Below are 22,744 nucleotides of genomic sequence, written 5' to 3'. Positions count from 1 at the left end.
TGGCGCCGACGGGATCGCTTCGCTCCGCTCGCAGAGACGGCGGCAATTCCCGATCGGGCCTTGGCACGGCCCGCGCACCGGACGCATCGTGGCCGGACGGGGCAGGATGAGGGAGACGCCGATGCGTGCCGTGTTCGTGGATGCCAGCGAGACCCTGGCGGCGGTGGCCCGGCGGCTGCTGCGGCCGGACGATCCGCCCTTCGCGATCCACGCGGATCCCGGAATCGCGCCGCAGGACCTGCCCGCGATCCTCGACGGCGCCGAGACCGCGGTGATCGACCACACCGCCCTCCCCCTCGACGTGGCCCGGGCCTGCGCGGGCCTGAAGCACGTCGTGTTCCTCGGCACCGGCGCCCGCAGCTACATGGACCCGGAGGCGCTCCGGGACGCCCTCGGCGTCACCGTCCACACCATCAAGGGCTACGGCGACACGGCGGTCGCCGAGTGCGCCTTCGCGCTGATGTGGGCCGCCGCCCGCGGCCTGCCCGAGATGGACCGGGCGATGCGCGCCGGATCCTGGCTGCGCACCGAGGGGATCCAGCTCACCGGCAAGACCGTCGGCCTCGTCGGGTTCGGCGGGATCGCGGCCGAGATGGCGCGCCTCTGCCGGGGCGCGGGCATGCGAGTGCTCGCCTGGAACCGGACCCCGAAGACCCATCCTGGCGTCGACTTCGTCCCGCTCGACCGCCTGCTCGCCGAGAGCGACGTGGTCTCGCTCCACCTGCTCCTGACCGACGCGACGCGCGGCTTCCTATCGGCCGCGCGGATCGCCGCGATGAAGCCCGGCGCGATGCTGATCAACACCGCCCGCGGGGCGGTGCTCGACGAGGACGCCCTGGTCGCGGCCCTGCGCACCGGCCACGTGGCGCGGGCCGGGCTCGACGTGTTCACCGTCGAGCCCCTGCCGCCGGATCACCCGCTGGCGCACCTGCCCAGCGTCACCCTGTCGGCGCACTCAGCATTCCGCACGCCCGAGGCGAGCGACAACCTGATCGGCGCCGCCCTCGACCATTGCCGGCGGATCGCCGCCGGCTGACAGCTGCGCCGCGGGAGCGGCCGCCCCGATGCTCGGCTCTCCTAGTGCTCGGTGCCCTGCATGTTCGGGCGCGGCTCGCCGCCGTGGTGGTGGATCACGCTGGAGCGCTCCGGGCTCCCCTTCGCGTCGGCGACCTGCTTCCTAGCCGCGGCGGCCAGGAACCAGATGCCGCCGAGCGTCCCGAAGGCGAGGATCATGAGCGGAAATCCCTGACTCATCGCGGTGCCCTCCTCGACGATGGCCCGCGGGCTTGCGGGTCTGCATCATCCTGCCGGTCGTGCCGGCCTGAGGAAGGATAACGCACGAATTCGGACCGTGTTCAGGCCGGTCTCGCGGCTGTCGGCACCGCCCGCCGCGCCGCGTCGCGGCGCAGGGCGGAGAGCACCACGAACATGAGGCCGGCCCCCACGGCGAGGCAGGCGGCCAGGAACAGCATCGGCACGAGGTCGCTCTGGGTCTGGTCGCGGATGAACGGCACGGCGTTCTGGGCGACGAAGCCGCCGAGATTGCCGACCGAATTGATCGCCGCGATCCCGGCGGCCGCCGAGGCACCGCGCAGGAACGTCCCGGGCATCGACCAGAAGACCGGCTGAGCCGCGAAGGTCCCGGCCGCGGCCACGCACAGGCAGGCGAACTTCACGGCGTTGCCCGGCAGGACGACGGAGAGCGCGAGGCCCGCCGCCCCGACCAGCGCCGGCCCGACCACGTGCCAGGTCAGCGCGTTGCCCTGCGCCCCCGTGCGGGCGGCGTGGCGCGGCACCCACCACAGGGCGAAGGCCGTGGCGAGCCACGGGATGATGTTGAGGAAGCCGTTGGTGAGGTTCGAGACGCCGAAGCCCTTGACCACGGTCGGCAGCCAGTAGCCGAGGCCGTAGGCGGCGAGCGGCAGGGAGACGTAGACCCCGGCGAGCATCAGCACCCGCCGGTCGAGGAGCGCCGCGAACGGGTTGCCGTGGTCGACGTGGCCGCCGTCCTCGCGCTCGGCCCGGAGCGTGCGGGCGAGCCAGTCGCGCTGGGCCTGCGACAGCCAGGGCGCGGTCTCGGGGCCGTCCGGGAGGACGAACAGCACCACCGCGGCCATGAGGATCGCCGGCGCGCCGGTGGCCAGGAACACCCATTGCCAGCCCTGGAGGCCGAGGAGTCCGTCGAGGCCGAGCAGCGCGCCGCCGACCGCCGCGCCGACCGCGTTGGCGATCGCGCTGGCGATCATGAACCAGCCGACCATCCGCGCCCGGTGCGCTTGCGGGAACCACAGGGTCAGGGCGAACAGCACGCCGGGGAAGAAGCCCGCCTCCGCCACGCCGAGCAGGAAGCGCAGCACGTAGAACATCGCCGTGCCCTGGGTGAAGCCCAGCAGGACGGTGACGATCCCCCAGGTGATCATGATCCGGGCGAACCAGATCCGCGCGCCGACCCGCTCCAGGAAGACGTTGGCCGGCACCTCGAACAGGAAGTAGCCGAGAAAGAACAGCGAGGCCCCGAGCCCGTAGGCGGTCTCGGAGAGGCCGAGGCTGCCGACCATCTCCAGCTTGGCGTAGGAGACGTTCTGCCGGTCGATATAGGCGATCAGGTAGAGCAGGCCGAGGAGCGGCATGAGCCGCAGGGTCACGGTCCGGACGGTGCTCGCGGCGAGATCCTCCCCGGCGGGGGACGGCGTGGGCGGCATGGGGCGTTCCTCCGGGGGCGTGCGGCCCTTCGTGGCGGGGCCGGCATAACACAGAGTAATCCCTGGCCCGCGCCCCGCCTACCGGGCAAGCGCCAGGAGGCGGTCGCAGTCGACATGGGCCGCGATGTGTCGCGCGAGGCCGTCCAGCGCCGCCTCGACCCCGGCCTCGTAGCCGGCGCCCGCCGAGACGGTGCCCAGGCGCGCGAGCCACGCCGCCCGCTGGGCGTCGTCGGCGAAGAGGCCGTGCACGTAGGTCCCGGCCACGCGCCCGTCCGCCGAGACCGCCCCGTCCGGGCGCCCGTCGGCGAGGCGCAGCAGCGGCCGGGCCGCGTCGGGGCCCGCGGTCGCGCCGATATGCATCTCGTAGCCGGAGAACGGCACGCCGTCGGGCAGGCTGGTGCCGGTGACGGCGGCCAGGCGCTTCTCGGGCGACATCACGGTGTCGACGGCGAGGAGCCCGAGGCCCTCCACGGTGCGCTGCGCCCCCTCGATCCCGTGCGGATCGGCGAGGCTCTTTCCGAGCATCTGGTAGCCGCCGCACAGGCCGAGCACCCGGCCGCCCCGGCGGACATGGGCGCGCAGGTCGACGTCCCAGCCCTCCCGGCGGAAAGCCTCCAGGTCGTCGATCGTGGTCTTGGAGCCCGGCAGCAGCACGAGGGCGGCCTCGGCGGGGATCGGCGTTCCGGGCCGGACCAGCACCACCGACACGTTCGGCTCCGCCCGCAACGGGTCGAGGTCGTCGAAATTGGCGATGCGCGGCAGCACCGGCACCGCCACCGTGACGGAGCCGGGCCCGCGCGACTCCGAGCCGGCGAGGCCCAGCACGTCCTCGGCCGGCAGGCGCGCCGCGTCGGGGAAGTGCGGCACGAGGCCGAGCGCCGCCCAGCCGGTGCGCTCGGCGATCAGGCGCATCCCGTCGGCGAACAGGCTCGGATCGCCGCGGAACCGGTTGACGAGGAAGCCGGCGACCATCGCGGCGTCCGCCGGGTCGATCACGGCCTTCGTGCCGACGAGGCTCGCGATCACGCCGCCCCGGTCGATGTCGCCGACCAGCACCACCGGCGTGTCGGTGGCCCGGGCGAAGCCCATATTGGCGATGTCGCCCGCGCGGAGGTTTATTTCCGACGCCGAGCCCGCGCCTTCGACCAGAACCAAGTCGGCCTCGTCCGCGAGCTGGGAGAAGCTGTCGAGGACGGCGGACATCAGCCGGGGCTTCCAGGCCTGGTAGTCGCGCGCCTTCACGGTGGCGACCATCCGGCCCTGCACGACCACCTGGGAGCCGACCTCGCTCTGCGGCTTCAGCAGGACCGGGTTCATGTGCACGGAGGGTGCCACCCGGGCGGCTCGGGCCTGGAGCGCCTGCGCCCGGCCGATCTCGCCGCCGTCGGCGGTGACGGCGGCGTTGTTCGACATGTTCTGCGGCTTGAACGGCCGGACCCTCAGGCCCCGCTCCGTGAAGGCGCGCGCCAGCCCCGCCACGATCAGGGACTTGCCGACATCGGAGCCGGTGCCCTGGATCATCAGGGCCTTCCTGGGCGCCGTCGCGCGCGGCGGGCTCAGAACTCGATCCCTTCCTGCGCCTTCACGCCGGCGGCGAAGTGGTGCTTGACGCTGCCCATCTCGGTGACGAGGTCGGCGGCCTCGATCAGGGCCGGCTTGGCGTTGCGGCCGGTGACGACGACGTGCAGGTCCGGCCGGCGCGCGCGCAGGGCGGCCAGCACCGCGTCGAGGTCGAGATAATCGTAGCGCAGCGCGATGTTGAGCTCGTCGAGGACGAGCAGGCGGATCGTGGGGTCGGCCATCAGCCCCTCGGCGACTGCCCAGGCGTGGCGGCAGGCGGCGATGTCGCGCGCCTTGTCCTGGGTCTCCCAGGTGAAGCCCTCCCCGAGGGTGTGCCACACGACCCTCTCGCCGAAGGCCGCCACGGCGTGGCGCTCGCCGGTGTCCCAGCCGCCCTTGATGAACTGCACCATGCCGACCCGCCAGCCGCGGCCGAGCGCCCGCAGCATCAGTCCCAGAGCCGCCGTGCTCTTGCCCTTGCCGGGGCCGGTATGGACGAGGAGCAGGCCCTTCTCGAGGGTTTTGCCCGCGACCTCGGCGTCCTGGACGGCCTTGCGCTTCTCCATCTTCTCGCGGTGGCGCGCGGCGTCGTCGCTCATGCGGAGGCTCCTGTCTCAGAGGTTCGCGGCTTCACGACCAGCGGCAGGCCGGCCACGGTCAGGACGACCTGATCGGCCCGCGCGGCGAGCTGCTGGTGGAGGCGGCCGGCGGCGTCGCGGAATCGCCGGGCGAGGGCGTTGTCGGGGACGATCCCGAGCCCGACCTCGTTGCCGACCAGCACGAGCGGGCCCGGGACGTCGGCGCAGGCGGCGAGGAGCCGCGCCGTCGCCTCCGCCACGTCGGCCTCCGCCAGGATCAGGTTGGTGAGCCAGAGCGTGAGGCAGTCGACCAAGACCGGTCCCTCGGCCTCGGCGACCGCCTCCGGCAGCGCGAGCGGCACGTCGCGGGTGCGCCAGGCGCCGCCGCGCCGCGCGCGGTGCTGGGCGATGCGGTCGACCATCTCGTCGTCGAAGGCCTGGGCGGTGGCGAGATAGAGCCACGGGCCGGGGCAGGCTTCGATCAGCCCCTCCGCGTAGGCGCTCTTGCCGGACCGCGCCCCGCCGAGGACGAGGGTCATGCGAGGGGTGGGCTGGGGCATGGCTCTCCATCGCCCCAACCCGGTGCGCGGTCAAACCCAGGACCGACAGACTCGGGGTCTGTGACCTCAGGACCTGCAAACTCGGGACCTGTGGCACCTGTGCCGCGCCTGGACGGTTGCCGGGCGTCTCCGGTCCGACTATAGAACCCCGGCCCAGCCAGAGCGCCCTTCGTCTAGCGGTCCAGGACGTCGCCCTTTCACGGCGAAAACACGGGTTCGATTCCCGTAGGGCGCGCCAGTAAATTCAAGCACTTACCTTGATTTCTGGCCCGCAAGTGGTCGGTTGTACGGAAAATATACGGAAAAGTTGTCGGCGTTCGGAGACGTTCGCAGGGGTTCGCTGGCGTGGTGCCTGCGGCATTCGCTCGCCGAGCGGGCACAGCCGACGTCACAACGATTTTCCCGTATGGGGGTCGGCCGCAGGCCTGCCGTTTGCTGTGCTCTAGGACGATGCCAGGCCCTGAAACCGTTCGGGGTGTGACCGGCTGTTCAGCCCGGAGGCGAGCGCCACATCGTGCGCGCGGACCGGCGTTGTCTCACGCCCGGTCGAGCCGAAGGACATGCAGCATGAGCGCAAGCTCGGCCGAAATTGAGGCTATGCTCATCGACGGCAACGCTCCGGACGATCCGACGCCGGGGCGGTTGCCGGCGATCTTCCGCGACATCGTCAGCGGCCTCGATGCCGGCGGGTTCGCCTATGCCGTGCTCGGCCATCTCGCGCTGGCGCTGCATGAAAGAGCGCGGTTTGTGCGAGAGATCGAGATCGTCGCCGACCTCAGCGCAGGCGGCCTCGAGCGGGCCGATGCGCTCGTGCAAGCGACCCGCGCGCGGTTCTTGGCCCATATGGATCCCAGCCTGTGCGCGAGGCCGATCAGCCTGACGCTGCGCCCGTGTACATGCCCGGTGGAGATGAATCTGCTCCCGGAGGCGGTCTCCTGTCCGTGGTTTGGCGTCTCGGCGAGGCTGGCGAGCGCGGAGCACCTGCTCTGGCTCTGGTGCCGGTCCGACGCGCTCGCGCATCACGTCAATGCTGCCGCGCTGATCGCGGGTGGCGCGGTTGACCTCTACCGAGTGCAGCGGATGCTGCGCGAAACGGACGACTTGGCGGAGAGTGGAGGCGGGCGATTGCGGCTGGCGATCGGCGAGGCGGTCCTGTCGACGACGTTCTCGTTCAGCCGTTTTATGCAGGAGAGGCGCGCCCGCCTTGACCCGCATCGGGTGCCGGTCTGGCAGCGCCCGCCGGATGGCACTGCCGAGGCTGATCCTGATTGACAGAGCGGAAGCGCGCGGCGTGTTTGCAGCGAGGGCCAGCTGAGGCGCAAATGACCCTGGCTGAGGTGGATGCCAGGCCGCGCCAGTGCTTCACGACCGAACAGAGCGCCTTCATCTCCCGGCAGGCGGGCAGCGGTGCGTCGGTCGAATAGGTCTGCCTGACGTCGCAAAACCCAAGCGGCCGCCAGCCGCATCCGCGAGCGTTCCGGCATTGTCTGTACTGCAGCGAAGGACCGGCGTTGTGCGCGGATCCAACGCTGTTTTTGACCGAAAATGTCTGTTCTCGACTGATTGTTTACCACTTGGCCGGCGCTCCCGGCTTTCAATGCATTTCCATCGTATTTTACGGTTCGAAAGCACGCAATCTCAGGTTGGCAGCATCATTTTCGCCTGCATCACCGGCGATCTAGACCGGTCGGGGAGTGCGGACATGAAGACGTTTCTGGCGATCGCGACTGCAATTCTCACGTTCGCCCTCGCGGCCGCTCCGGCGGCCGAGGCTGCCGGGTTCCACGGTGGCGGCCGCGGCTTCGGCGGCGTCCATGGCGGGGGGCGCGGCTTCGGCGGCTTCCATGCGGGACGGGGCTTCGGAGGCGGATACCGTCATTTCGGTGGGTATCGCGGCGGCTACCGGCACTACGGCTACCGCGGCTATTACGGCCGTGGTTACGGCTATTACGGCCCGGGCTATTACGGCCCCGGCTATTACGCACCCGACGCGGGCGCCCTGGCGGCCGGTGCGGCTCTCGGCCTCTTTGGGGCTGCCCTTGCCGGCGCGGCGGCGGGTTACTGAGATCGAGGACGAGCGCATTCGCGCGTCGACGGGGCGCGACCGGAACGACGTCGTCCTCGCCTCAGCCGTGACGACGCCGAGCCGGTGTCCGGTTCGGCCCGCCATGCCCCGACCGGCCAGAGATGTTGGTCTCTTTTTCCCAAGATCGCTGGCCGCCTCGTCGCCCCACGATGAGCCTCGCGTCACGCCCGCTCGATGCCTCGAGACTGGCATTCGAGTCGTGCGCTTTGATGCCGCAAACGGGAGCCTGTCTCTTGAAGAAAGTTGTTCTGCTGAGCGCGGCGCTGGTGCTGGCCCTCCCGCAAATGGCGAGCGCGGATGTGCGTCCCGGCCCTGCCGCGGGCGCCGTGAAGAGGTGGTTCACGACCGATCGGTCGTTGAACTGCTTCGACAGGCAGGGCAACCCGAGCGGGTGTCGCCTCGACGAGGATTCGCACGTCACCGTCAGCTACGCGCCGACGGGATCGACCGCCGTCGCCTTCGCGACCTATGTCAACGATCCCACCGGCAATGCCGAGATGTTCGCCGCCGCAGTGTTCCGGAAGGAGCAAGATGGCTGGCGGTTCGTTCGCACGGTCCCCAACCTCAGCGGGAAGGCCGCCACCAACGTCGCCTTCACGCCCGGCGGCGTCTCCTTCGACACGGAAGTCTGGCGGAAGGGCGACGGACATTGCTGCCCTACGGGCAGGAAGCGCTGGACGGTGGCGCTGCCGTAGCGGCGAGCACCACGTCGCCACCCCAACTCGGCAACGGCCCGCAGGCCGACGCGGCAATCGCTCTGCACGCAGAAGATAGCCTCCCGTTTTAGCCAAAATGTCATTCGGCCAGCTTGGCCCTGTCTCAGGGCGCGGGCCTTAGCAATGGAATGATCGGATCGTCATGAAGCCTCATGCCCGTCGTCGCGCCTGCTTCGCGACCGCGACCCTTGCCCTGTTCGTGTCGTTCGCTCCCGCGCAGGCGGGGGGGCGAACGATCGTCGGAGAATGGGCGCCCGACCCTCGCCAGTGCTGGCCCTCGCAGGGGGCCATCGGCATCGGACCACTGAGCGTCGTCGGCGACGAATTCCGATGCGACTTCAAGAGCGTGTCGCGGCTTGGCGACGTCGTGACATGGCGGGGCGCATGCGGCTTCCCCGACCCGGCGCGGCCCGCCATTGTGGTCGCGTCCCTGCGGGGGGACACCCTGGCCCTGCGCATCAACGGCGGCGAGAACGGGCCTTATCGGCGCTGCCGCGGCTCACGATCGTAGCGGGCGAAGATGGCGGCGATGACGACACGCCTGCTTTGGGCGCTTCTCCTGCCGGGAATCTTGGTGACCTCCGGGCTCGCCCTCGCCGACGGCCGAAGGGACACGGCGTCCTCACCCGAGGCCGCGTTTCGCGAACTCGTTTCCTATGACCGGCCCGGCGGCGAACAGGAGCTATTCGGGACCTGGCGTTCGCCGATCATGGCGCGTCTGGTCTCGGCCGATCTGTCCCGCACGTGGACGCGCGCCGGCTCGACGCAAGGCAACTTCTTCGATGGAAGCGTGCTGTCGGGCCGTCAGAGCGTCTCCGGCGCGTCGCGGTTCGACGCCGTCCGAACCATCCGGAACGATGGCCGGAGATCCGTCGTCGAGACCCTGGTCACGGTGCCCATCGAGGGGCGGAGCGAACAGCAGCGTCAACGGTTCTCGTTCATCTTCGAGGACGGCCGCTGGAAGCTCGACGAGATCGATTACGCCGTCGGCACGAAGTCATCGAGGTCCCTCCATGCTCACCTGCTGGCATGGATGAACGCGTTCATGATGGACCACCTCCGCGGCCGCGCTTCGGCGAAGAAGGGCGTCGGGGGCGACATCTCCGCAATCGCCGCCCGGGCGGTCGATCGGGCGAAAGCCATCTACGGAGAGTGGGGCATGAACGGCTTGCACGAGGAGGTCGAACGCTGCGGCAAGGCTGCGCAGGCCACCCGTGCGCGCGAAGAGGTCTCATCGTGTCTGGGCTTCACCTGGGCCGCACTGAGGATCGACACGCTCGGCTCGTCGGCGTTCGGCGTGCCGATGCAACTCAAGGCCCGGGAACTCATCGACCCGCTCGAGAACGCGTACATGCACCTGGGTGGCCGCTACCAGGACGCCTACGATCTCTCCCAGAGGGTGACGCGCCAAGCGATACGGTAGCGAAGCGGATGCCGTCGAAGGCTCGGTCGTGAACCGTGGCCTCGTTCGCGTTCGCGTCTCCGCGACAGGGCTCTGCCGTCTCGATCGTGCGAGCCGATCCTGGCGGCCGCGGTTCGGTTTGAGCTCGACAACACGAAGACCTGTCCGGGGTAGACCGATGGGAGCAGCGGCCGCCAACGATGCCGGTCTTGCCTTCCCCCAACGCCGCGGCTCGGCCGACCTTTTCGGTCGGCGTGAGACTTGGTCGGCCGTCCCCTCGCCTGCCCTAGATTTATTCTCCAATGCGGCTCCGGATCTCCCTTCCGAGCGAGGTGTAGTTGCGGGGATGGATGCCGTCCGGCCCCGGCGCGAATGGTACGGTCCGCACGCCGTTCGAGGACGCCCAGCTCTGAACTGTCCCTCGAGCGCCGTTCGCCGGTAGGATCAGGATCAAGCGGTCGCCGGCCTTCGCTAAGGTCGAGGCGAGGGCGCTGCGGACGCGCGCCTCGGATTGAGCTCTCTGAGCCGGACCGATACCGCGCGGGAAGTCGTTGCTGCCCAGAGAAGCAATCGTCCAATGGGAGCCCGCCCTCACCCGGTCAGCGACCGCGGTGGAGCTAATCCCGACTTTCGCCGAGCTCGAGCACACGCCCTTCAGCGCGGCGCCGATGCCGACGCCGATGCTGTCGCCGACGACCATGCAGGAGGCCTGAGCTCCCGAGCCGAGGCATAGGGTCGCCAGCAGGGCCACGGTGCGTAACGCGTTCCGATCCATCGTCTTGGTATTCCTGCTACGGATTTCCTCGGCCGCTCAGTCCGGCTTCCGCACGATGCTCCTGCCCACGTCGCGCACGGCGCCCGAGAGCCGGGCGACACCGAGGCTCTCTGAGACCGCGACAAGGCGGCCGACGCAGCTCTGCGCGACGTCGATGACCGGGTTCGGCTCGAAGTCGTCGAGCCAGGAGGCGAGAGCTTGCGGATAGGCGAGGGCCAGGAGAAGACACGTCGCCCACACCGCGGCGACCGTGCGCCCCGCCGGCCCAAACCCGGTACGGCCCCCCGTTCCGAGCATGAGGTCCGGCACGATCTCGCCGGCCCGCACCGCGATCGCGGGCTCGACGGCAGTCGGCATGTAGGACATGGCTGATCTGGTCCTCAGAATTGAAAGTAGATGAACGGCGCCATGCCGGACGGCGCCAGCATGATCACAGACCATATCGCGGCGGTGCTGAAGGCGACCTTTCCGGCGAGAGCGACCTTCCGGAACGAGCTGTCGGCGGCTTCGTAGGCCGAAGGCGGGAGGAGCTGCGTGAGGAAACCTGCCATCATCAGAACCAGGACGAGCGGCGAAACCGTCAGCGGCGCCCCGTCTCCCACCCGCCGCGCGATCGTGGCTAGGTAGTCGACCGCACCGGCTGCATCCGGCGACCGGAAGAACACCCAGGCGATGCAGACGAAGTGGAACACGGCGAGCCAGCGCAGCGTCTGCCCGGCCTCGCTGCGCAGAAATTGGCGGAACCGGCCGGACGCGTCGGTGGACTCGCGCATCAGGCGCTCCGCCGCCAGGCCGAAACCGTGCAACGCGCCCCAGACGATGAACTGCAGGCCTGCCCCGTGCCACAGGCCACCGAGCACCATGGTCAGGATCAAGTTGCGGTAGGTCAGCCACGGCCCGCCCCGGCCGCCGCCGAGCGGGATGTAGAGATAGTCACGCAGCCACGTCGACAGCGTGATGTGCCAGCGCCGCCAGAACTCCTGCAGCGAGAGCGCGATGTACGGCTGGTCGAAATTCCGGGGGAACTTGTAGCCGAGGAGATCGGCGACGCCGATCGCGATATCCGTATAGGCGCTGAAGTCGCAGTAGATGACGATCGCGTAGGCGTAGACGGCCAGGATCAGGTCGACCGACCCATAGGCCTGTGGGTTCGTGAAGACCGGATCCACGAACAGGATCGAGAGGTGGCTCGCGACGACGACCTTCTTGAACAGGCCGCCGAGGATCAGCAGAGCGCTGCCGCCGAGATCGATGTTTCTGGGATCAGACGGCTTTGCGAGCTGCCCGAGGAACTCGGAAGCGCGCACGATCGGTCCGGCGACGAGGTGCGGGAAGAAGCTGATGTAGAGGAGCAGATCGACGAGCGAGCGCGACGCCTGGACCTTACCCCGATGGATGTCGACGACGTATGAGATGCCGTGGAAGGTGAGGAACGAGATCGCCACAGGCACCGCGACGCCAGTCGACCCGAAATCGACATCGATGCCGGCCAGCCCGGCCAGAGAACGAATCTGAGCGGCTGCGAAATCGAAATACTTGAAGAAGCACAGCGGCAGGAGATTGCAGACGACCGCGATCCCCACGAGGGTCCCGCTCCGTCTCGTTCCGGCGCTGCTCTCGATCATCAGGCCGAAGGCGTAGTTGAACAGCGACGATAGGAAGAGAAGCAGGAGGAAGGGGACGCTCCAGAAGCTGTAGAAGACGTAGCTCGCCAATACGAGTACGAGCTTCTTGAGCTCGTTGTGTTGGTTCGTCAGCCACGCGCAGGGCAGCACGAGCATGAAGAACAGGGCGAACTCAATCGTTGGAAACAGCATCTTCGCCTCTGAACGCCGCCCTGACTTCCGGCTCGATGAAGGCGGCGAAGGCCTCGCCCCCCTTCCGATAGCCCGCCTTCGTGAAATGGACGTGGTCCTTCGCCATCAGCGCCGGATCCGCAGCCGCCCAGCGGGATGCGCCGCAGCCCCCCGGCATGATCGCCCACCAGTCCCAGAAAGGAATTCGTTCGGCCTCTGCGATACGGCGCTGCACTGCGCGCACCTTGTCGAGCTGCGCCGGTCGTTGCGGACAGGCCCCCTCCCCGTCGGCGGGCGCCGGGTGATCCACGGCCGGTGTCGGCGGCGGGCAGGGCTGGCCCTCGGCGGGCTTGCAGGTCGGGAGTGGACGCTCGCCCTGAGGCGGACCGATCATCACGATGCGCGCCTTCGGCAAGGCCGCACGAATCTCTCGGATCGCCGAGAGGTAGCGCTCCCGGTACGCGACGGGGTCGAGCTTGGCGTCGAAGCCCTCGTTGGTCCCGAAGGCCAGCACCACGATGTCGGGCGCCAAGCGGCCGAGATCGTCGCGGAGGACGGCTTCGGCGAATCTGCCGAGGACATCGATGGTGGCGCCCGGGAAGCCGACGCTGCTGTAGGTGACGCCCCTGCCCTCGCGGAAGACGCCCAGGGCTGAGACCGTCACCGGCTTGGCCTCGCCCGTCCTGAGGACGAGCTTCCGGAAGGTGCCACCGCCGGCGGGAGCCGGAATCTCGATGACCCTCGTTCCGGGCTTCGTGGCGGCAAGCGATGCTTTAAGCCGCGGTTCATCGTCGATCTCTACGATGATTGATCCCGCGTCCGGTCCGATCCGGACCTCGAGCTCGACGCGCGCATACGGCTCCGGGTTCGAGCCCACGAAGGACAGCGTCTCACCTTCGCTGCTTGTGCTGGCGTTGAAGCCTGAGAGACCGAACACGTCCGTGTGCGCGGAACGCTGAATACCCTCGTATCTCCAGCCGGAACTCCCCGATACCTTTAGAAGATTGCTGCGCACCCCTGGATGGGGCGTGCCCACGCTAAGGTAGCCGATGCCACCGGTCCCGAATTTTCGCCACAGCACCTGCCGGACCGCGTCCGCGAACAGATCGGCCGCGGTGTGGCTGTCGCCGATCTGAAGGATCGACACACCTCTGCGTCTAGTGCGAATGCGAAGGCCGTCGTGATCGGCGGCGCCTGCATCCGCCTGGAAGCGGACGGATACGACCGACGCTGATCCGGGGGGCATCGGCCCAGGGGCGGCCGATCGCGCGGCATTGGCGGACGCGGCCGGCGTCGCCGGCAACTGGAAGCCGGTCGGAACGAGCGCGCCGACGGCCAGCGGCATTAGGACCGCCGCACTGGAGGCGGCGAGAATGCCGCGCCGGCCTCCGGGGAAGCTCACCGTCGCGCCTGCTGCTGGCAGGGATAGGTCAACGCGACGCCCTGCCCCTTCAGGAAGCCGGCGACCTCGCGCAGGAGATGCGCGGAGACGAGGTCGTAGCCCGCCGCGGTGAAGTGGATGCCGTCCGTCGCCCGGATCTGGACCTCGGCTCCGTGAAGGTCGTGACCATAGGGCTGAAAGGCGTCCGGCCCGGTTGGGTTCTGGCGCCAGGGCGCGACGAAGCGGACCTTCGGATCGCTCAAGTGCCTGATCGCGTCCGCGAAGATCGCGTTCTTCTCAGCCGCATCGTCCTGGGCCGGCTTGTCACGCAGGATCGGCAGACCGATCCAGAGCACGCCGGCGTCGCCGGACCTGAGGTTCCGAACCAGAGCCTGGCTGAGTTCGGCATAGCGCGTCCGCCACGCCGGAGTACCGAGATCAAACCGCTTGCGATCGGCATCGACGATGCTCTGCCGATCGTTCAAGCCGAGCGACACGACGGAGAGGGTCGGCTTGAATTTCGCGACCACGCCTTTGCTTTCGGCGATCCAGTCGAACTTCGCGGGTCGCGTCAGGCCGGTGCCGTTTTCGGCAAAGCGTCCGAGCTTGATTCGAGAGACGAGGCAAGCCTCGTGCGAGACGAGGCGCGTTGCGCCGCCCCACATCCCATCAGAGAGCGAGTCGCCCACGAAGGCGACGCGGATCTCGTCGGCGGCAGCCGAGGCGGACCGCGTCGCGAGGGGTACCGCGGCGAAAGCACCCAGGAGGGTGCGGCGGGACAGAGTGCCGATTTCCATGACTTCCATCCTTGACCGCGCGCGGCCGCCGCGGCGCGCCGGATCGACGGCCCCCGTCGGGTGATTCCGCGGGGCTGACCCTTCCAAGCTGAATTCTGGGCCGGCGTTCGGTCGGAGACCCGGCGACCAGCGATGGCGATCTCCGAGGTCACCGCCGAGGCGGCACCCGGACCGTCACGGGCGTGTCTGTGCAGCCGAGGTAGCGGTCGGGCCCCGAAAGCGTCTCGACACGAGTCTGCACGCGTCGGTCGAGCGTCGGCGTTCTACGATGGTGCCGCGGGGCATGGTCTTCGACCTTGAAGCTCGACCACCGGTACGAGCCAACCTAGATGCAACTAATCTGATCTCGACGGCATAAATTCCGGTTAATCGGATTGGTTTACGAGATATTACGCCCTTGAGACTCTTGCGCCTTTAAATGAGAGCGCTAATCGGCGCGTCCGGATTGCGCATCGATGCCCCGCCTCGTAGGCAGGCGGCAAGGCCGCCGATGCTGGCCACCGGTGTGCATTCCAGCAGCACGCTCTCGGGATGCAGGTCGTCAAGGTGCGGAGCCTGGCCGCCTCGCTTGCTGGTGGTCAAAACCTGACGGTTGGTACCCACTCACGCGCGGCCGGTCCCGGCCGATTGCGGCTCCACGGTGGTGATACTCCATCTGAACCGGTGAGAAACCATCGGCCGAGATCCGCCTGACCTCTGTCTCGCGATCGCGCTCAGCGAGTGGCATCGTACGGAACCTGATTTCTGGAGGTCTGGATGCGCGGTCTGGCGATGCTTGCGCTTGTGGGTGTCACGGCCTTTGGGTCGGGGGCTGCCAGGGCGGACGAGGTGACGCCGGGCGACTGCCCGATCTCGATTCAGGGACGAGTTCATAGAAATGGGTCCTGTGGAACCCGACCCCAGCCCGGAGGAAGCTTCCAACCGAGTGGTGGGCCTCGTCGCGGGTCCTTCGTCAGCGCTGTTAGCGATGCCACCTCTGGTGAAGCGCAGGTGCGCTGGAACGGCTTTGCAGCAGCAATCCATGCTGATGGCCCTCCCGGCGACGTCGCGGTTCAGGGGGGCTGCTGGGTTCATGCGGGCGCGCGGATCTGCGCGTGGCCCGACGGCCCCCAGTTGCGAGCGGCAGTCCTGACAGCTGCGCTTCGATCGAAGGTCGCCTGGATGGCCGGGGGTGGAAGGAAAATTGATGTCCCAATTGTGATCGGTGGGAGCGAGAAGTACGACGCCTGCGTAGGCGCCGGCTACGTCGTCGGGCTCGATCCGAGGGGGGATGGCTTCCTCTCCGTCCGGAGTGGGCCAGGCGGAAAGTCTTACTCCGAGCTCGATCGCCTCTACAACGGTAGCGAGGTCATCATCTGCGACGAGCACGGCCCCTGGCTCGGGGTCGTCTATGGAGCCTCGATGGCCTGCAACACGGGAACACCCTGGCCGACGCGGATGCCGTATACCGGCCCATGCAAGGCGGGCTGGATTCACTCGCGTTATGTGAAGGTGACCGTCGGCTAACTCCTGGCTCCACGAGAGAACTCGTAGATATCGAACGAAACCGGGCTTGGCTGCTGGGGCGGGACGGATCACCGCTCCGGCAGCGCGGACAGGCGACGTCCCTGTTGCTCCGGCGATCTCGCCAACCGATCCGAATGCGCTGCCGTGTCCAGGAAGCGCCTGTCGATCGTCGACGGGCTCGTGGACCACGCCACCTCGCTCGGTCGATCGACCGGCCGGGCAGATCGCGCAGCGCGGCGGTTCACGTAGCCGGTTCTCTGAGCGGGGAGTGACAAAACCTTGGTGCCAAGACACCGAGCTAGTGCGGTCAGAGGTGTGATCCCGGGGTCCATAAGATGAGCACCGGTGTTGATTGTGCAGTAACCCTGCGCATCGAAATGCCTGCGGGATGAGGTGTATTAAATAAGTTTTGCAAAAGCCCAGTTTCTACTGGCCAGCATGATTTCGTTCGGCAAGAATGGCATACCGTGAGGCTACCAGGTGTTGAAAGAATTCAGGATGATCGCGGCCGGTTTCCTTCTTGCCGTGCCTGGCGTCGCCTTCGCGCAATCCTCCCTTCGGGTGATTGATACAGCCCCGAATGACGTCCTCAATGTGCGTGAGTATCCGACTGCGGACGCACGAATAGTCGGTGTCATCCCGCCGGATGGGCGTGGAATCATCCCCACCGGGGAGCGCAGCGGAACCTGGATCTTCATCCGCTACCGGAAGGTCGAGGGCTGGGTCTCGCGGCGCTTCGTCTACCCCGAAGCCCCGCCTGTGCGCCGCGGGCGCAATCTCGACGAGGAGGCAGAGTGAATGCCGCCTCGGAGCGGGATACGGGTTGTCGCCCACCTCGGCTGCGCCCTGCTTCTGCCTCCATGGTTCGAAGGGGCGGTCTCTGCCCAGACGAATCCTGACGGCGGCGCGCTCGCCCAGTCGTACTGGGGCCTGCGCTCAGGTGCGAGCAATCCGGTCCCGCTTCTCAACTCTCAAGTTCCCGTCATAGGCTGTCCTGTCGGCGGGATGGTCGACGATCAGCCACCGCCCAGGACGTCGCCCACCACCCGTGTGCTGATCCCGCAGGGCACCGCGGCATCCCTGGCCTTCTTCACCACCTCGTCCGATGCGGCCCACGGTGTCCTCGCGCCTCGGGCATGGTCCTGCCATGCCCAGTCGGGATCGAACGGCGACGTCCTGTACGTCGTGCCGCCCGACGCGGTTTTCGACCCGGTGAATGGCGGCTACCGGGGGCCTATGGTCCGCCGCCGGTTTGCCGACGGCGCGACCTCAGGCAGATTCGAGGTCGCCCGCGTGGCGGGCCGCCTGTTCCCGCAGGCGCGCGGGTTCGCCGAACGGGTCCGTGACGAGGGTGTCGATGAGCCTGGAACTTACGCTTTCTCGCCCTGGCCGCACGATCGCATCCAGCGCCTCTCGAAGACGGTCGTCACCTTTGCGACCCCCGGGGGCACGCGAGGTCTCGGGCATCCAGGCGGGCCGCCCTATGGACTTGAAGAGACCTCGGGGGTGGTGGTCTTCGAGACTTCGGCCGACGGCGACCCTGCGCTCTTGAGGCTGGACGTGAGGCTGGGGAGCGGGACCGATCTGCTCGCCTCCGCGATCGCCACGGCCTTCCTGGCTCGCCTGGACGTTCCCAAGGGGCCATCGGACACGATCGTGCCGAGCCCGCCGATCGTTACCGGCAGCGACGCCACCGCGGTGGTCCGAGCCTTTTACGAGGCGCTCGGACGTGCGGATGGCAGGGTGGCGACGAGCCTCGTTGTTCCCGAACGCCGCAACTCAGGTCCCTACGCTTCGCAAGCGATTTCGAAGTTCTACGCCAGCCTCGCTGATCCCCTGCGGCTGACTTCGATTCGGTCGCTCGCCGGGGGCGAAGTAGAGGTGCGCTACCGGTACCGCAAAGGAACGGGACCGTCATGCGACGGGCTATCCATCGCAACAGTCACGCGATCTGACGCTGGGAGCTTCATCGCCCGCATCAGGCCGATCAACGGCTGTTGATCAGGCAGGTTCACGCCCCGCATAAGTTTGCCGGTATTCATCACGTTGTCTGTGACCACCGCGTCAGTTGCGGAGGGCGGTTACGCGCTCCTGCGGCCGAGAGGTCGCGGATCCTGCCCGTGCCACGACACGCCCCTCCTCGCGTCCCGTCACTGACCGCGTGCAAGCATTGCGCTTTGCGCAGAGACGATCGTGCTGCCCGCATGCCGCCCAAAACTCACAGCACCTCGACGCGCGTTCCGACAGGCACTTGTTCGAAGAGTTCGATCACGTCGTCGTTGAGCATCCGAATGCAGCCGGATGACGCCGCTCGGCCGATCGAGGCAGGGTCGGTCGTGCCGTGGATGCGGTACATGGAGGAACCAAGATACAGAGCGCGCGCGCCGAGCGGATTGCGCGGTCCGCCTGCCACATGACTGGGCAGACCGGGGCGGCGTCTCCGCATGTCTGGAGTTGGCGTCCAGTCCGGCCAGCGGCGCTTCTCACTGACGATCTCGACGCCGCGCCATGCCGCGCCGGGCTTGCCGACGGCGACGTGGTAGCGCGTGGCTTTCCCGCCCGACTGGACCAAATACAGGAGGCGGGCCTGCGAATCGACGACGATTGTGCCCGGCGGCTGCGTCCCCTTGAAGTCTACGATCTCGCCGCGATGGGGCGCCGCAATCGCGGGCTGAAGGGCCGGGGTGACGATGGCCGGCCGCTCTGATGACCCATCCGGCAGCGATGCGTCTGGCAGCGACGCGAGTTGGGTGGCCGCACGTATTTCCGCCGTGGCCGGCTTGGCAATCGCGGCCACGGGCGCACTCACACGATCTTTGAGGATGAACGCCAGGAAGCCGTCGGTGTACGCACCGTGAGGATCGGGCGCTGCGCGTGCGGCACTCACGCCCGTCACCGCCAAGGCCACCACGATGGCAAAACCGGACCGAACCTCTGGCCGCATTTGAGCAGCGTTCCTAAAAACCCATATGGCCGCGGGTATGCTGCGGAAAAGTTCAGAAATTCTGAAATCGAGTTGCTTTCTGCCCGTATAACTGACGGCTGGGCCTATTGTCTCAAAGTGCACTTTTGACAAAGCCCCGGTCTCATGGCGCAAAGCAGCGCTTGCCGGGGCGGCTTGATCGTACGTAGCCCTTTGATCACTCATGGTCTCTGGCAATCGAGGGTGTTTTAACGAAGAGCTAACTATATCTATTCACCTCACCTTATCGTGTACGCGCAGAGAGATAGCGACGCCGCCGCAGTTCCATGAGGTTGTTCGTGCGCCGTTTGTGCAGCGTTGCTCTCGTGGGGCTCGCCTCGGTGATGGCAGCTCGCGCTGATGCGGCGGGTTGCTCCGAAGATGCCCTCGGAACCAGCCGAATCTTGACCGTTCCGGTCAGCTACGGACCGGTTGGTGCTACGAACTACCGTCGCACTCTGCCCCTAGAGCGGGGCGAAGTCGTGCTCACCTTTGACGACGGTCCGATGCCCCGGCGGACATCGGCGGTGCTCGATGCCCTGCGCGCGGAGTGTGTGAAGGCTACATTCTTCGTCGTCGGCAGCATGGTCGCTGAATTTCCAGATCTGCTCCGCCGTACGGCAGCTGAGGGACACACAATTGCGACCCACACATGGTCGCATCGCTATCTCAACCGCGTCCGCGATGCGTCCGCGCAGCACGATCAGATCAACGCCGGCCTCATCGCTGCGCGCGCTGTGCTCGGTGACGCGGACCCTGCCCTCTCACCGTTCTTCCGGTTTCCGGGGCTCGGCACCTCGCGTGCCCTCGATCGGTACGCGGCCGATCAGAACCTGATCCCTTTCAGCAACGACGTCGAGGGCAACGACTGGCGCCGAGTCACGCCGAGCCAGGTGATGGAGCGTGTGCTCGCCCAGTTGGACCAGCGCGGCAAAGGCATCATCCTCCTGCACGACATCCAGCCACGCACGGTCGCGATGTTGCCGGAACTGCTGCGGCAGTTGAAGGCGCGCGGCTACCGCGTCGTTCACGTTGTGCCGGAGCAAGCCGATACCCGCCAAGCGCTAGCGGCCCTGGACGGGCCGACCGACCGACGCATGCAAGCAGCCCTGGCACGCCTGGAGCGGGCGCAAGCGACGCTTGTTGCGGCGACGGATAGGACGATTGATGGCGCCACAGCGCTGCGTCCGCCCGCGGAGCCGGGGAAGCCTGCGCGTGAACGCGTGAGCGTCGCCTCAGCTGACGAGGGTATGCCGCTGCTCCGTCCGAGCTACGCTGATCGGGACGAGCGATCGCCGATCCTGCCGAGCACGGTGAATGCTCCCTTCGGATTGAACGTCACGGTTCGGATGGCGGCCCTGACTGCCGATCCATTTGCGGGCGCTAAACCCGCTCAGGCCTGGGCCGATCCGCCCGCTCACGCGAAACCAGTTGCGGCAGCAGCGGCGTCTCAGGCCGTATCCCCTATCCGTGTGAACGACGGCTCCTCCGGACAGGCGCCCACCCCTTCCTCGGCCGCTCCGCCGGCCGAAGGAGCCTTCCTGGCCTCGACAGCTGCGAACACCGCGGAGCCGCGCGAGATACCGAACAGGGTCGCTGCTGCGACTCCGCCGTCACCGGTTCCGGTGCGCGTCGCCGTCGTTCAGCCGCGGGCCGGCGAGCGCTCCGACGAGCCTGCGCCTGAGTTTGTACAGGCCAGCGCGGCCGCAGCCCAGCCAGCTTCTCGGGCGACTTCCACCGAAGCCATGCCAAGCGTCGGTCTTCGTGCGCCGGTCCGCTCAGTGTTGGGGGCCGTTGCGGGACGCCTTGAGGCGCAACGCTTGACGCTCGCCCAGAGCGCGGGCGTGGCCTCGGGCCAGGCCGAACGCGCGGGCGCGACGGCACCCGCGTCGGCTAAACGGACCGGGTTCGTAGAACTTACCCCTGTCGCGAACGCTGGGGTGGGCTTCGTCGAGATCAGCCACTGATCTGCGGCCAAGCTCCGCAACAGTTCAGCTATTTGGAGATCGTCATGTCGTCCCTTGGCCGCTTCGGCGCCGGCTCTGTGTTGCTGTTGAGCTTGAGCGGGATGTGTCTTGCGCAGGACAACAACTCGCCGGAGGGTCGCTGGGCTCTGACCGCCCAGGAGTGCCGGTCCTCGGATCAGGGGACGATGTTCACCGTGCGCTTAAAGGCGGGCGCTGAGCCTGCGGTGTCCGCTCAGGACCGCTACTGCCGGCTCGACCGTAAGACTGACACGCGCATCGGCTATCGATTTTACATGCACTGCTACGTCAGCTTGGAGGACTTCCATAGCGAGCAGAACGCGGTGCTGAAGACGGTGGTGTTCGATGCGATCGGCCCGGAGCGCATGCGCGCGGATGGACACACTCTGTATCGCTGCCAGGCGAGTGGCTGAGAGGCTGTCTCGAAGAACATGGCGATCGACATGACAAATTTTCGTCAGTTGTCTCGCGAAACTGTTCACCACAGTTGAGGGAGGTTTTTGCGTTTTGAGGGCGCAGTAACCCCTGACACCAACACTCGTTGCGTCGGCGCGCAATCCCAGGTCCCGACGAGAGTGGCAGTATGAACGTCTTATCGCGCATCATCCTCGGTGTGGTTCTAGGCTCGAGTGTGGCGGCCGGATCGACCTCGGCCGCTGAGATCGAGCGCAGGACTATCGGTGGTGTGCCGGTAATCTTGATCGCCGGCCAATTGGTGTACGGCGATGAACGAAAGTTCGCCGATGTGGCGCTCGGCCTCGGGAAGGCCATGGTGCTCTTGAGCGGGCCCGGAGGTAATCTCCAGGCCGGACTGGAGATCGGCAAGGCTGTTCGGCTCAAGGGCTTTACGACCGTGGTGCCGAAGTTTTGCGCCTCGGCCTGTGCCCTCGCCTGGCTTGGAGGGCAGCAGCGACTGGTCGCCCCCGGGGCGCGGGTCGGGTTCCACGCTGCTTGGGAGAGGAGAGAGGGCCGGAATGAGGTCGCTGCAGCCGGCAACGCTGTCGTTGGAGCTTATCTCAGCCAGATCGGGCTCTCGACGCCGGCGATCCTATACCTGACGCAAGCGGGACCGAACGAGGTCAATTGGTTGACCCCTCCGGATGCTCGGCGGCTCGGCATTGAAGCGAACTGGGTGGAGGACAAGCTGCCAGCCCAGACGGCCGCAGGCCCCACGCAGCAGGCCGGCTCACCGGACCACGCGCCATCGGCATACCGGCCTTCAGGCGGCGGGCAGTGGTCAGGCTACGGCGAATGGGTGCAGGTCGCCAGCCGCAAGCGCTTTGAGTTCGCGCTCCCCGTTGCGGAGATCATCAGGCAGCGGAATGCCAACACCTCCGTGTTCCTCTACGACAATGGCTGGTCGGTCGTCGTGGTTGGTCCGTTCTCCCCCGGTCGCGGTCAAGTGGCGCTGAACGCTCTGGTGGCCGCAGGCGAAGCTCCTCAAGACAGCATCGTAGTAACCGGAGATCGGTTCGTAGCCCTTCAATGGGGCCAAGTCCCGCGCAGGAAGATGACCTTCCAGGTCCGATGAGAGGGCGCGTGCCGTGGCACCGCCTGAGCGGGACGCTTTCTGAAGACACACTCGATCGGGCGCGCGGTCGTCCCGGACGGCGCGGGGACTGTCAGGAATTCCGTGTGCGGGCGGCGGGTTGAACATCAGGCCGCCATGGCCCGGGTGAAGCGCTCGCCGAAGATGACGGCGAACTGCGCCTTGGCCATGACCCACTCACGCGGGCCCATCTTCCACGCCTTCTCGGAGCGGTTCAAGACCAGGTAGAGCAGCTTCAGCGCGGCCTCGTCGGTCGGGAAGTGCCCGCGGGCGCGCACGGCCCGGCGCAGCGTGGCGTTCAGGGCCTCGATGGCGTTGGTCGTGTACAGGATCCGGCGCACCTCGCCGGGGAAGGCGTAGAACGGGACCACCTCGCCCCAGGCCCGTCG

The 22,744-nt window shown here is 67.7% G+C and carries 23 protein-coding genes and 1 tRNA gene; 12 read left to right on the top strand and 12 right to left on the bottom strand.

Annotated features, from left to right (window positions below; all coding sequences use genetic code 11):
• Positions 1-121 precede the first annotated feature (121 nt).
• Entirely contained in the window at positions 122-1,036 is a 915-nt protein-coding gene (locus tag C4T42_RS26995) for an NAD(P)-dependent oxidoreductase (protein ID WP_056524660.1), read from the top strand.
• 41 nt (positions 1,037-1,077) lie between these two features.
• On the opposite strand, the gene C4T42_RS32110 is transcribed toward C4T42_RS26995, so the two are convergent.
• The 5 genes from C4T42_RS32110 to cobU form a co-directional block, all read right to left on the bottom strand.
• Positions 1,078-1,254 carry a hypothetical protein gene (locus C4T42_RS32110; protein WP_010687019.1) on the bottom strand — a complete coding sequence of 59 codons (177 nt, stop codon included), beginning with the start codon at positions 1,252-1,254 and terminating at the stop codon, positions 1,078-1,080.
• A gap of 101 nt (positions 1,255-1,355) precedes the next feature.
• A complete protein-coding gene (locus C4T42_RS26990; RefSeq protein ID WP_103986180.1) occupies positions 1,356-2,702 on the bottom strand; it encodes an MFS transporter in 1,347 nt (448 codons plus the stop codon).
• A gap of 78 nt (positions 2,703-2,780) precedes the next feature.
• A complete protein-coding gene (locus C4T42_RS26985) occupies positions 2,781-4,223 on the bottom strand; it encodes a cobyric acid synthase (protein WP_103986179.1) in 1,443 nt (480 codons plus the stop codon).
• A gap of 35 nt (positions 4,224-4,258) precedes the next feature.
• Positions 4,259-4,861, bottom strand: a complete 603-nt coding sequence (gene cobO, locus C4T42_RS26980; protein WP_091977583.1) for a cob(I)yrinic acid a,c-diamide adenosyltransferase — start codon at positions 4,859-4,861, stop codon at positions 4,259-4,261.
• Positions 4,858-5,400, bottom strand: coding sequence for a bifunctional adenosylcobinamide kinase/adenosylcobinamide-phosphate guanylyltransferase (gene cobU, locus C4T42_RS26975; protein ID WP_170868058.1), 543 nt, complete (start codon positions 5,398-5,400; stop codon positions 4,858-4,860). Before cobU ends, cobO begins: the two co-directional genes overlap by 4 nt.
• Positions 5,401-5,562: 162 nt before the next feature.
• Here cobU and C4T42_RS26970 point away from each other — a divergent pair.
• From C4T42_RS26970 to C4T42_RS26945, 6 genes are all read left to right on the top strand, one after another.
• Positions 5,563-5,638: transfer RNA gene (locus tag C4T42_RS26970), tRNA-Glu, on the top strand.
• Positions 5,639-5,967: 329 nt separating this feature from the next.
• Positions 5,968-6,672 carry a hypothetical protein gene (locus C4T42_RS26965; RefSeq protein WP_103986178.1) on the top strand — a complete coding sequence of 235 codons (705 nt, stop codon included), beginning with the start codon at positions 5,968-5,970 and terminating at the stop codon, positions 6,670-6,672.
• Positions 6,673-7,102: 430 nt separating this feature from the next.
• Entirely contained in the window at positions 7,103-7,465 is a 363-nt protein-coding gene (locus C4T42_RS26960) for a hypothetical protein (protein WP_103986177.1), read from the top strand.
• Positions 7,466-7,719: 254 nt separating this feature from the next.
• Positions 7,720-8,181 carry a hypothetical protein gene (locus tag C4T42_RS31615; protein WP_181049222.1) on the top strand — a complete coding sequence of 154 codons (462 nt, stop codon included), beginning with the start codon at positions 7,720-7,722 and terminating at the stop codon, positions 8,179-8,181.
• A gap of 163 nt (positions 8,182-8,344) precedes the next feature.
• Positions 8,345-8,713 carry a hypothetical protein gene (locus tag C4T42_RS26950; protein ID WP_244603290.1) on the top strand — a complete coding sequence of 123 codons (369 nt, stop codon included), beginning with the start codon at positions 8,345-8,347 and terminating at the stop codon, positions 8,711-8,713.
• Positions 8,714-8,731: 18 nt separating this feature from the next.
• Positions 8,732-9,625: a hypothetical protein gene (locus C4T42_RS26945; RefSeq protein WP_146074040.1), complete on the top strand. Its 894-nt coding sequence runs from the start codon at positions 8,732-8,734 to the stop codon at positions 9,623-9,625.
• A 271-nt stretch (positions 9,626-9,896) separates the two neighbouring features.
• On the opposite strand, the gene C4T42_RS31610 is transcribed toward C4T42_RS26945, so the two are convergent.
• The 5 genes from C4T42_RS31610 to C4T42_RS26925 form a co-directional block, all read right to left on the bottom strand.
• On the bottom strand, positions 9,897-10,304 hold the full coding sequence (locus C4T42_RS31610) for a hypothetical protein (RefSeq protein ID WP_146074039.1): 408 nt from the start codon (positions 10,302-10,304) through the stop codon (positions 9,897-9,899).
• 111 nt (positions 10,305-10,415) lie between these two features.
• On the bottom strand, positions 10,416-10,745 hold the full coding sequence (locus tag C4T42_RS26940; protein WP_103986174.1) for a hypothetical protein: 330 nt from the start codon (positions 10,743-10,745) through the stop codon (positions 10,416-10,418).
• A 14-nt stretch (positions 10,746-10,759) separates the two neighbouring features.
• On the bottom strand, positions 10,760-12,196 hold the full coding sequence (locus C4T42_RS26935) for an MBOAT family protein (protein WP_103986173.1): 1,437 nt from the start codon (positions 12,194-12,196) through the stop codon (positions 10,760-10,762).
• A complete protein-coding gene (locus tag C4T42_RS26930) occupies positions 12,177-13,520 on the bottom strand; it encodes a GDSL-type esterase/lipase family protein (protein WP_244603289.1) in 1,344 nt (447 codons plus the stop codon). Before C4T42_RS26930 ends, C4T42_RS26935 begins: the two co-directional genes overlap by 20 nt.
• A 53-nt stretch (positions 13,521-13,573) precedes the next feature.
• The gene (locus C4T42_RS26925) at positions 13,574-14,353 is read right to left on the bottom strand and encodes a DUF459 domain-containing protein (protein ID WP_103986171.1); all 780 of its coding nucleotides are present in this window, start codon (positions 14,351-14,353) and stop codon (positions 13,574-13,576) included.
• A 1,986-nt stretch (positions 14,354-16,339) separates the two neighbouring features.
• On the opposite strand from C4T42_RS26925, the gene C4T42_RS26915 reads away from it, so the two are divergent.
• Positions 16,340-16,657 (top strand): SH3 domain-containing protein, encoded by a 318-nt coding sequence (locus C4T42_RS26915; protein ID WP_244603288.1) that lies wholly within the window; start codon positions 16,340-16,342, stop codon positions 16,655-16,657.
• 207 nt (positions 16,658-16,864) lie between these two features.
• On the top strand, positions 16,865-17,860 hold the full coding sequence (locus C4T42_RS26910; RefSeq protein ID WP_146074038.1) for a hypothetical protein: 996 nt from the start codon (positions 16,865-16,867) through the stop codon (positions 17,858-17,860).
• A 217-nt stretch (positions 17,861-18,077) separates the two neighbouring features.
• On the opposite strand, the gene C4T42_RS26905 is transcribed toward C4T42_RS26910, so the two are convergent.
• Positions 18,078-18,803, bottom strand: a complete 726-nt coding sequence (locus tag C4T42_RS26905; protein ID WP_103986167.1) for a L,D-transpeptidase — start codon at positions 18,801-18,803, stop codon at positions 18,078-18,080.
• Positions 18,804-19,108: 305 nt separating this feature from the next.
• Here C4T42_RS26905 and C4T42_RS26900 point away from each other — a divergent pair, with 305 nt between their 5' ends.
• The 3 genes from C4T42_RS26900 (at position 19,109) to C4T42_RS26890 (ending at position 22,337) form a co-directional block, all read left to right on the top strand.
• The gene (locus C4T42_RS26900) at positions 19,109-20,788 is read left to right on the top strand and encodes a polysaccharide deacetylase family protein (protein WP_103986166.1); all 1,680 of its coding nucleotides are present in this window, start codon (positions 19,109-19,111) and stop codon (positions 20,786-20,788) included.
• 44 nt (positions 20,789-20,832) lie between these two features.
• On the top strand, positions 20,833-21,219 hold the full coding sequence (locus C4T42_RS26895; RefSeq protein ID WP_146074037.1) for a hypothetical protein: 387 nt from the start codon (positions 20,833-20,835) through the stop codon (positions 21,217-21,219).
• Positions 21,220-21,389: 170 nt separating this feature from the next.
• Positions 21,390-22,337, top strand: a complete 948-nt coding sequence (locus tag C4T42_RS26890) for a hypothetical protein (RefSeq protein WP_103986164.1) — start codon at positions 21,390-21,392, stop codon at positions 22,335-22,337.
• A 125-nt stretch (positions 22,338-22,462) separates the two neighbouring features.
• On the opposite strand, the gene C4T42_RS26885 is transcribed toward C4T42_RS26890, so the two are convergent.
• The coding region (locus tag C4T42_RS26885; protein WP_146074036.1) for a transposase at positions 22,463-22,744 on the bottom strand (282 nt) is incomplete at its 5' end.

The sequence above is a fragment of the Methylobacterium sp. 190mf genome (genome assembly GCF_900107945.1).
Lineage (GTDB): Bacteria > Pseudomonadota > Alphaproteobacteria > Rhizobiales > Beijerinckiaceae > Methylobacterium.
Note: the sequence above shows the minus strand (reverse complement) of the source record. Positions and strands in the feature narration are given on the sequence as shown.

Coding starts and splice junctions, on each gene's coding strand:
- C4T42_RS26995 (WP_056524660.1), top strand. CDS start 122: ATGCGTGCCGTGTTCGTGGATGCCAGCGAGACCCTGGCGGCGGTGGCC.
- C4T42_RS32110 (WP_010687019.1), bottom strand. CDS start 1,254: ATGAGTCAGGGATTTCCGCTCATGATCCTCGCCTTCGGGACGCTCGGC.
- C4T42_RS26990 (WP_103986180.1), bottom strand. CDS start 2,702: ATGCCGCCCACGCCGTCCCCCGCCGGGGAGGATCTCGCCGCGAGCACC.
- C4T42_RS26985 (WP_103986179.1), bottom strand. CDS start 4,223: ATGATCCAGGGCACCGGCTCCGATGTCGGCAAGTCCCTGATCGTGGCG.
- cobO (WP_091977583.1), bottom strand. CDS start 4,861: ATGAGCGACGACGCCGCGCGCCACCGCGAGAAGATGGAGAAGCGCAAG.
- cobU (WP_170868058.1), bottom strand. CDS start 5,400: ATGCCCCAGCCCACCCCTCGCATGACCCTCGTCCTCGGCGGGGCGCGG.
- C4T42_RS26965 (WP_103986178.1), top strand. CDS start 5,968: ATGAGCGCAAGCTCGGCCGAAATTGAGGCTATGCTCATCGACGGCAAC.
- C4T42_RS26960 (WP_103986177.1), top strand. CDS start 7,103: ATGAAGACGTTTCTGGCGATCGCGACTGCAATTCTCACGTTCGCCCTC.
- C4T42_RS26950 (WP_244603290.1), top strand. CDS start 8,345: ATGAAGCCTCATGCCCGTCGTCGCGCCTGCTTCGCGACCGCGACCCTT.
- C4T42_RS26945 (WP_146074040.1), top strand. CDS start 8,732: ATGACGACACGCCTGCTTTGGGCGCTTCTCCTGCCGGGAATCTTGGTG.
- C4T42_RS31610 (WP_146074039.1), bottom strand. CDS start 10,304: ATGGTCGTCGGCGACAGCATCGGCGTCGGCATCGGCGCCGCGCTGAAG.
- C4T42_RS26940 (WP_103986174.1), bottom strand. CDS start 10,745: ATGTCCTACATGCCGACTGCCGTCGAGCCCGCGATCGCGGTGCGGGCC.
- C4T42_RS26935 (WP_103986173.1), bottom strand. CDS start 12,196: ATGCTGTTTCCAACGATTGAGTTCGCCCTGTTCTTCATGCTCGTGCTG.
- C4T42_RS26930 (WP_244603289.1), bottom strand. CDS start 13,520: ATGCCGCTGGCCGTCGGCGCGCTCGTTCCGACCGGCTTCCAGTTGCCG.
- C4T42_RS26925 (WP_103986171.1), bottom strand. CDS start 14,353: ATGGAAATCGGCACTCTGTCCCGCCGCACCCTCCTGGGTGCTTTCGCC.
- C4T42_RS26910 (WP_146074038.1), top strand. CDS start 16,865: ATGGTCGACGATCAGCCACCGCCCAGGACGTCGCCCACCACCCGTGTG.
- C4T42_RS26905 (WP_103986167.1), bottom strand. CDS start 18,803: ATGCGGCCAGAGGTTCGGTCCGGTTTTGCCATCGTGGTGGCCTTGGCG.
- C4T42_RS26900 (WP_103986166.1), top strand. CDS start 19,109: ATGAGGTTGTTCGTGCGCCGTTTGTGCAGCGTTGCTCTCGTGGGGCTC.
- C4T42_RS26895 (WP_146074037.1), top strand. CDS start 20,833: ATGTCGTCCCTTGGCCGCTTCGGCGCCGGCTCTGTGTTGCTGTTGAGC.
- C4T42_RS26890 (WP_103986164.1), top strand. CDS start 21,390: ATGAACGTCTTATCGCGCATCATCCTCGGTGTGGTTCTAGGCTCGAGT.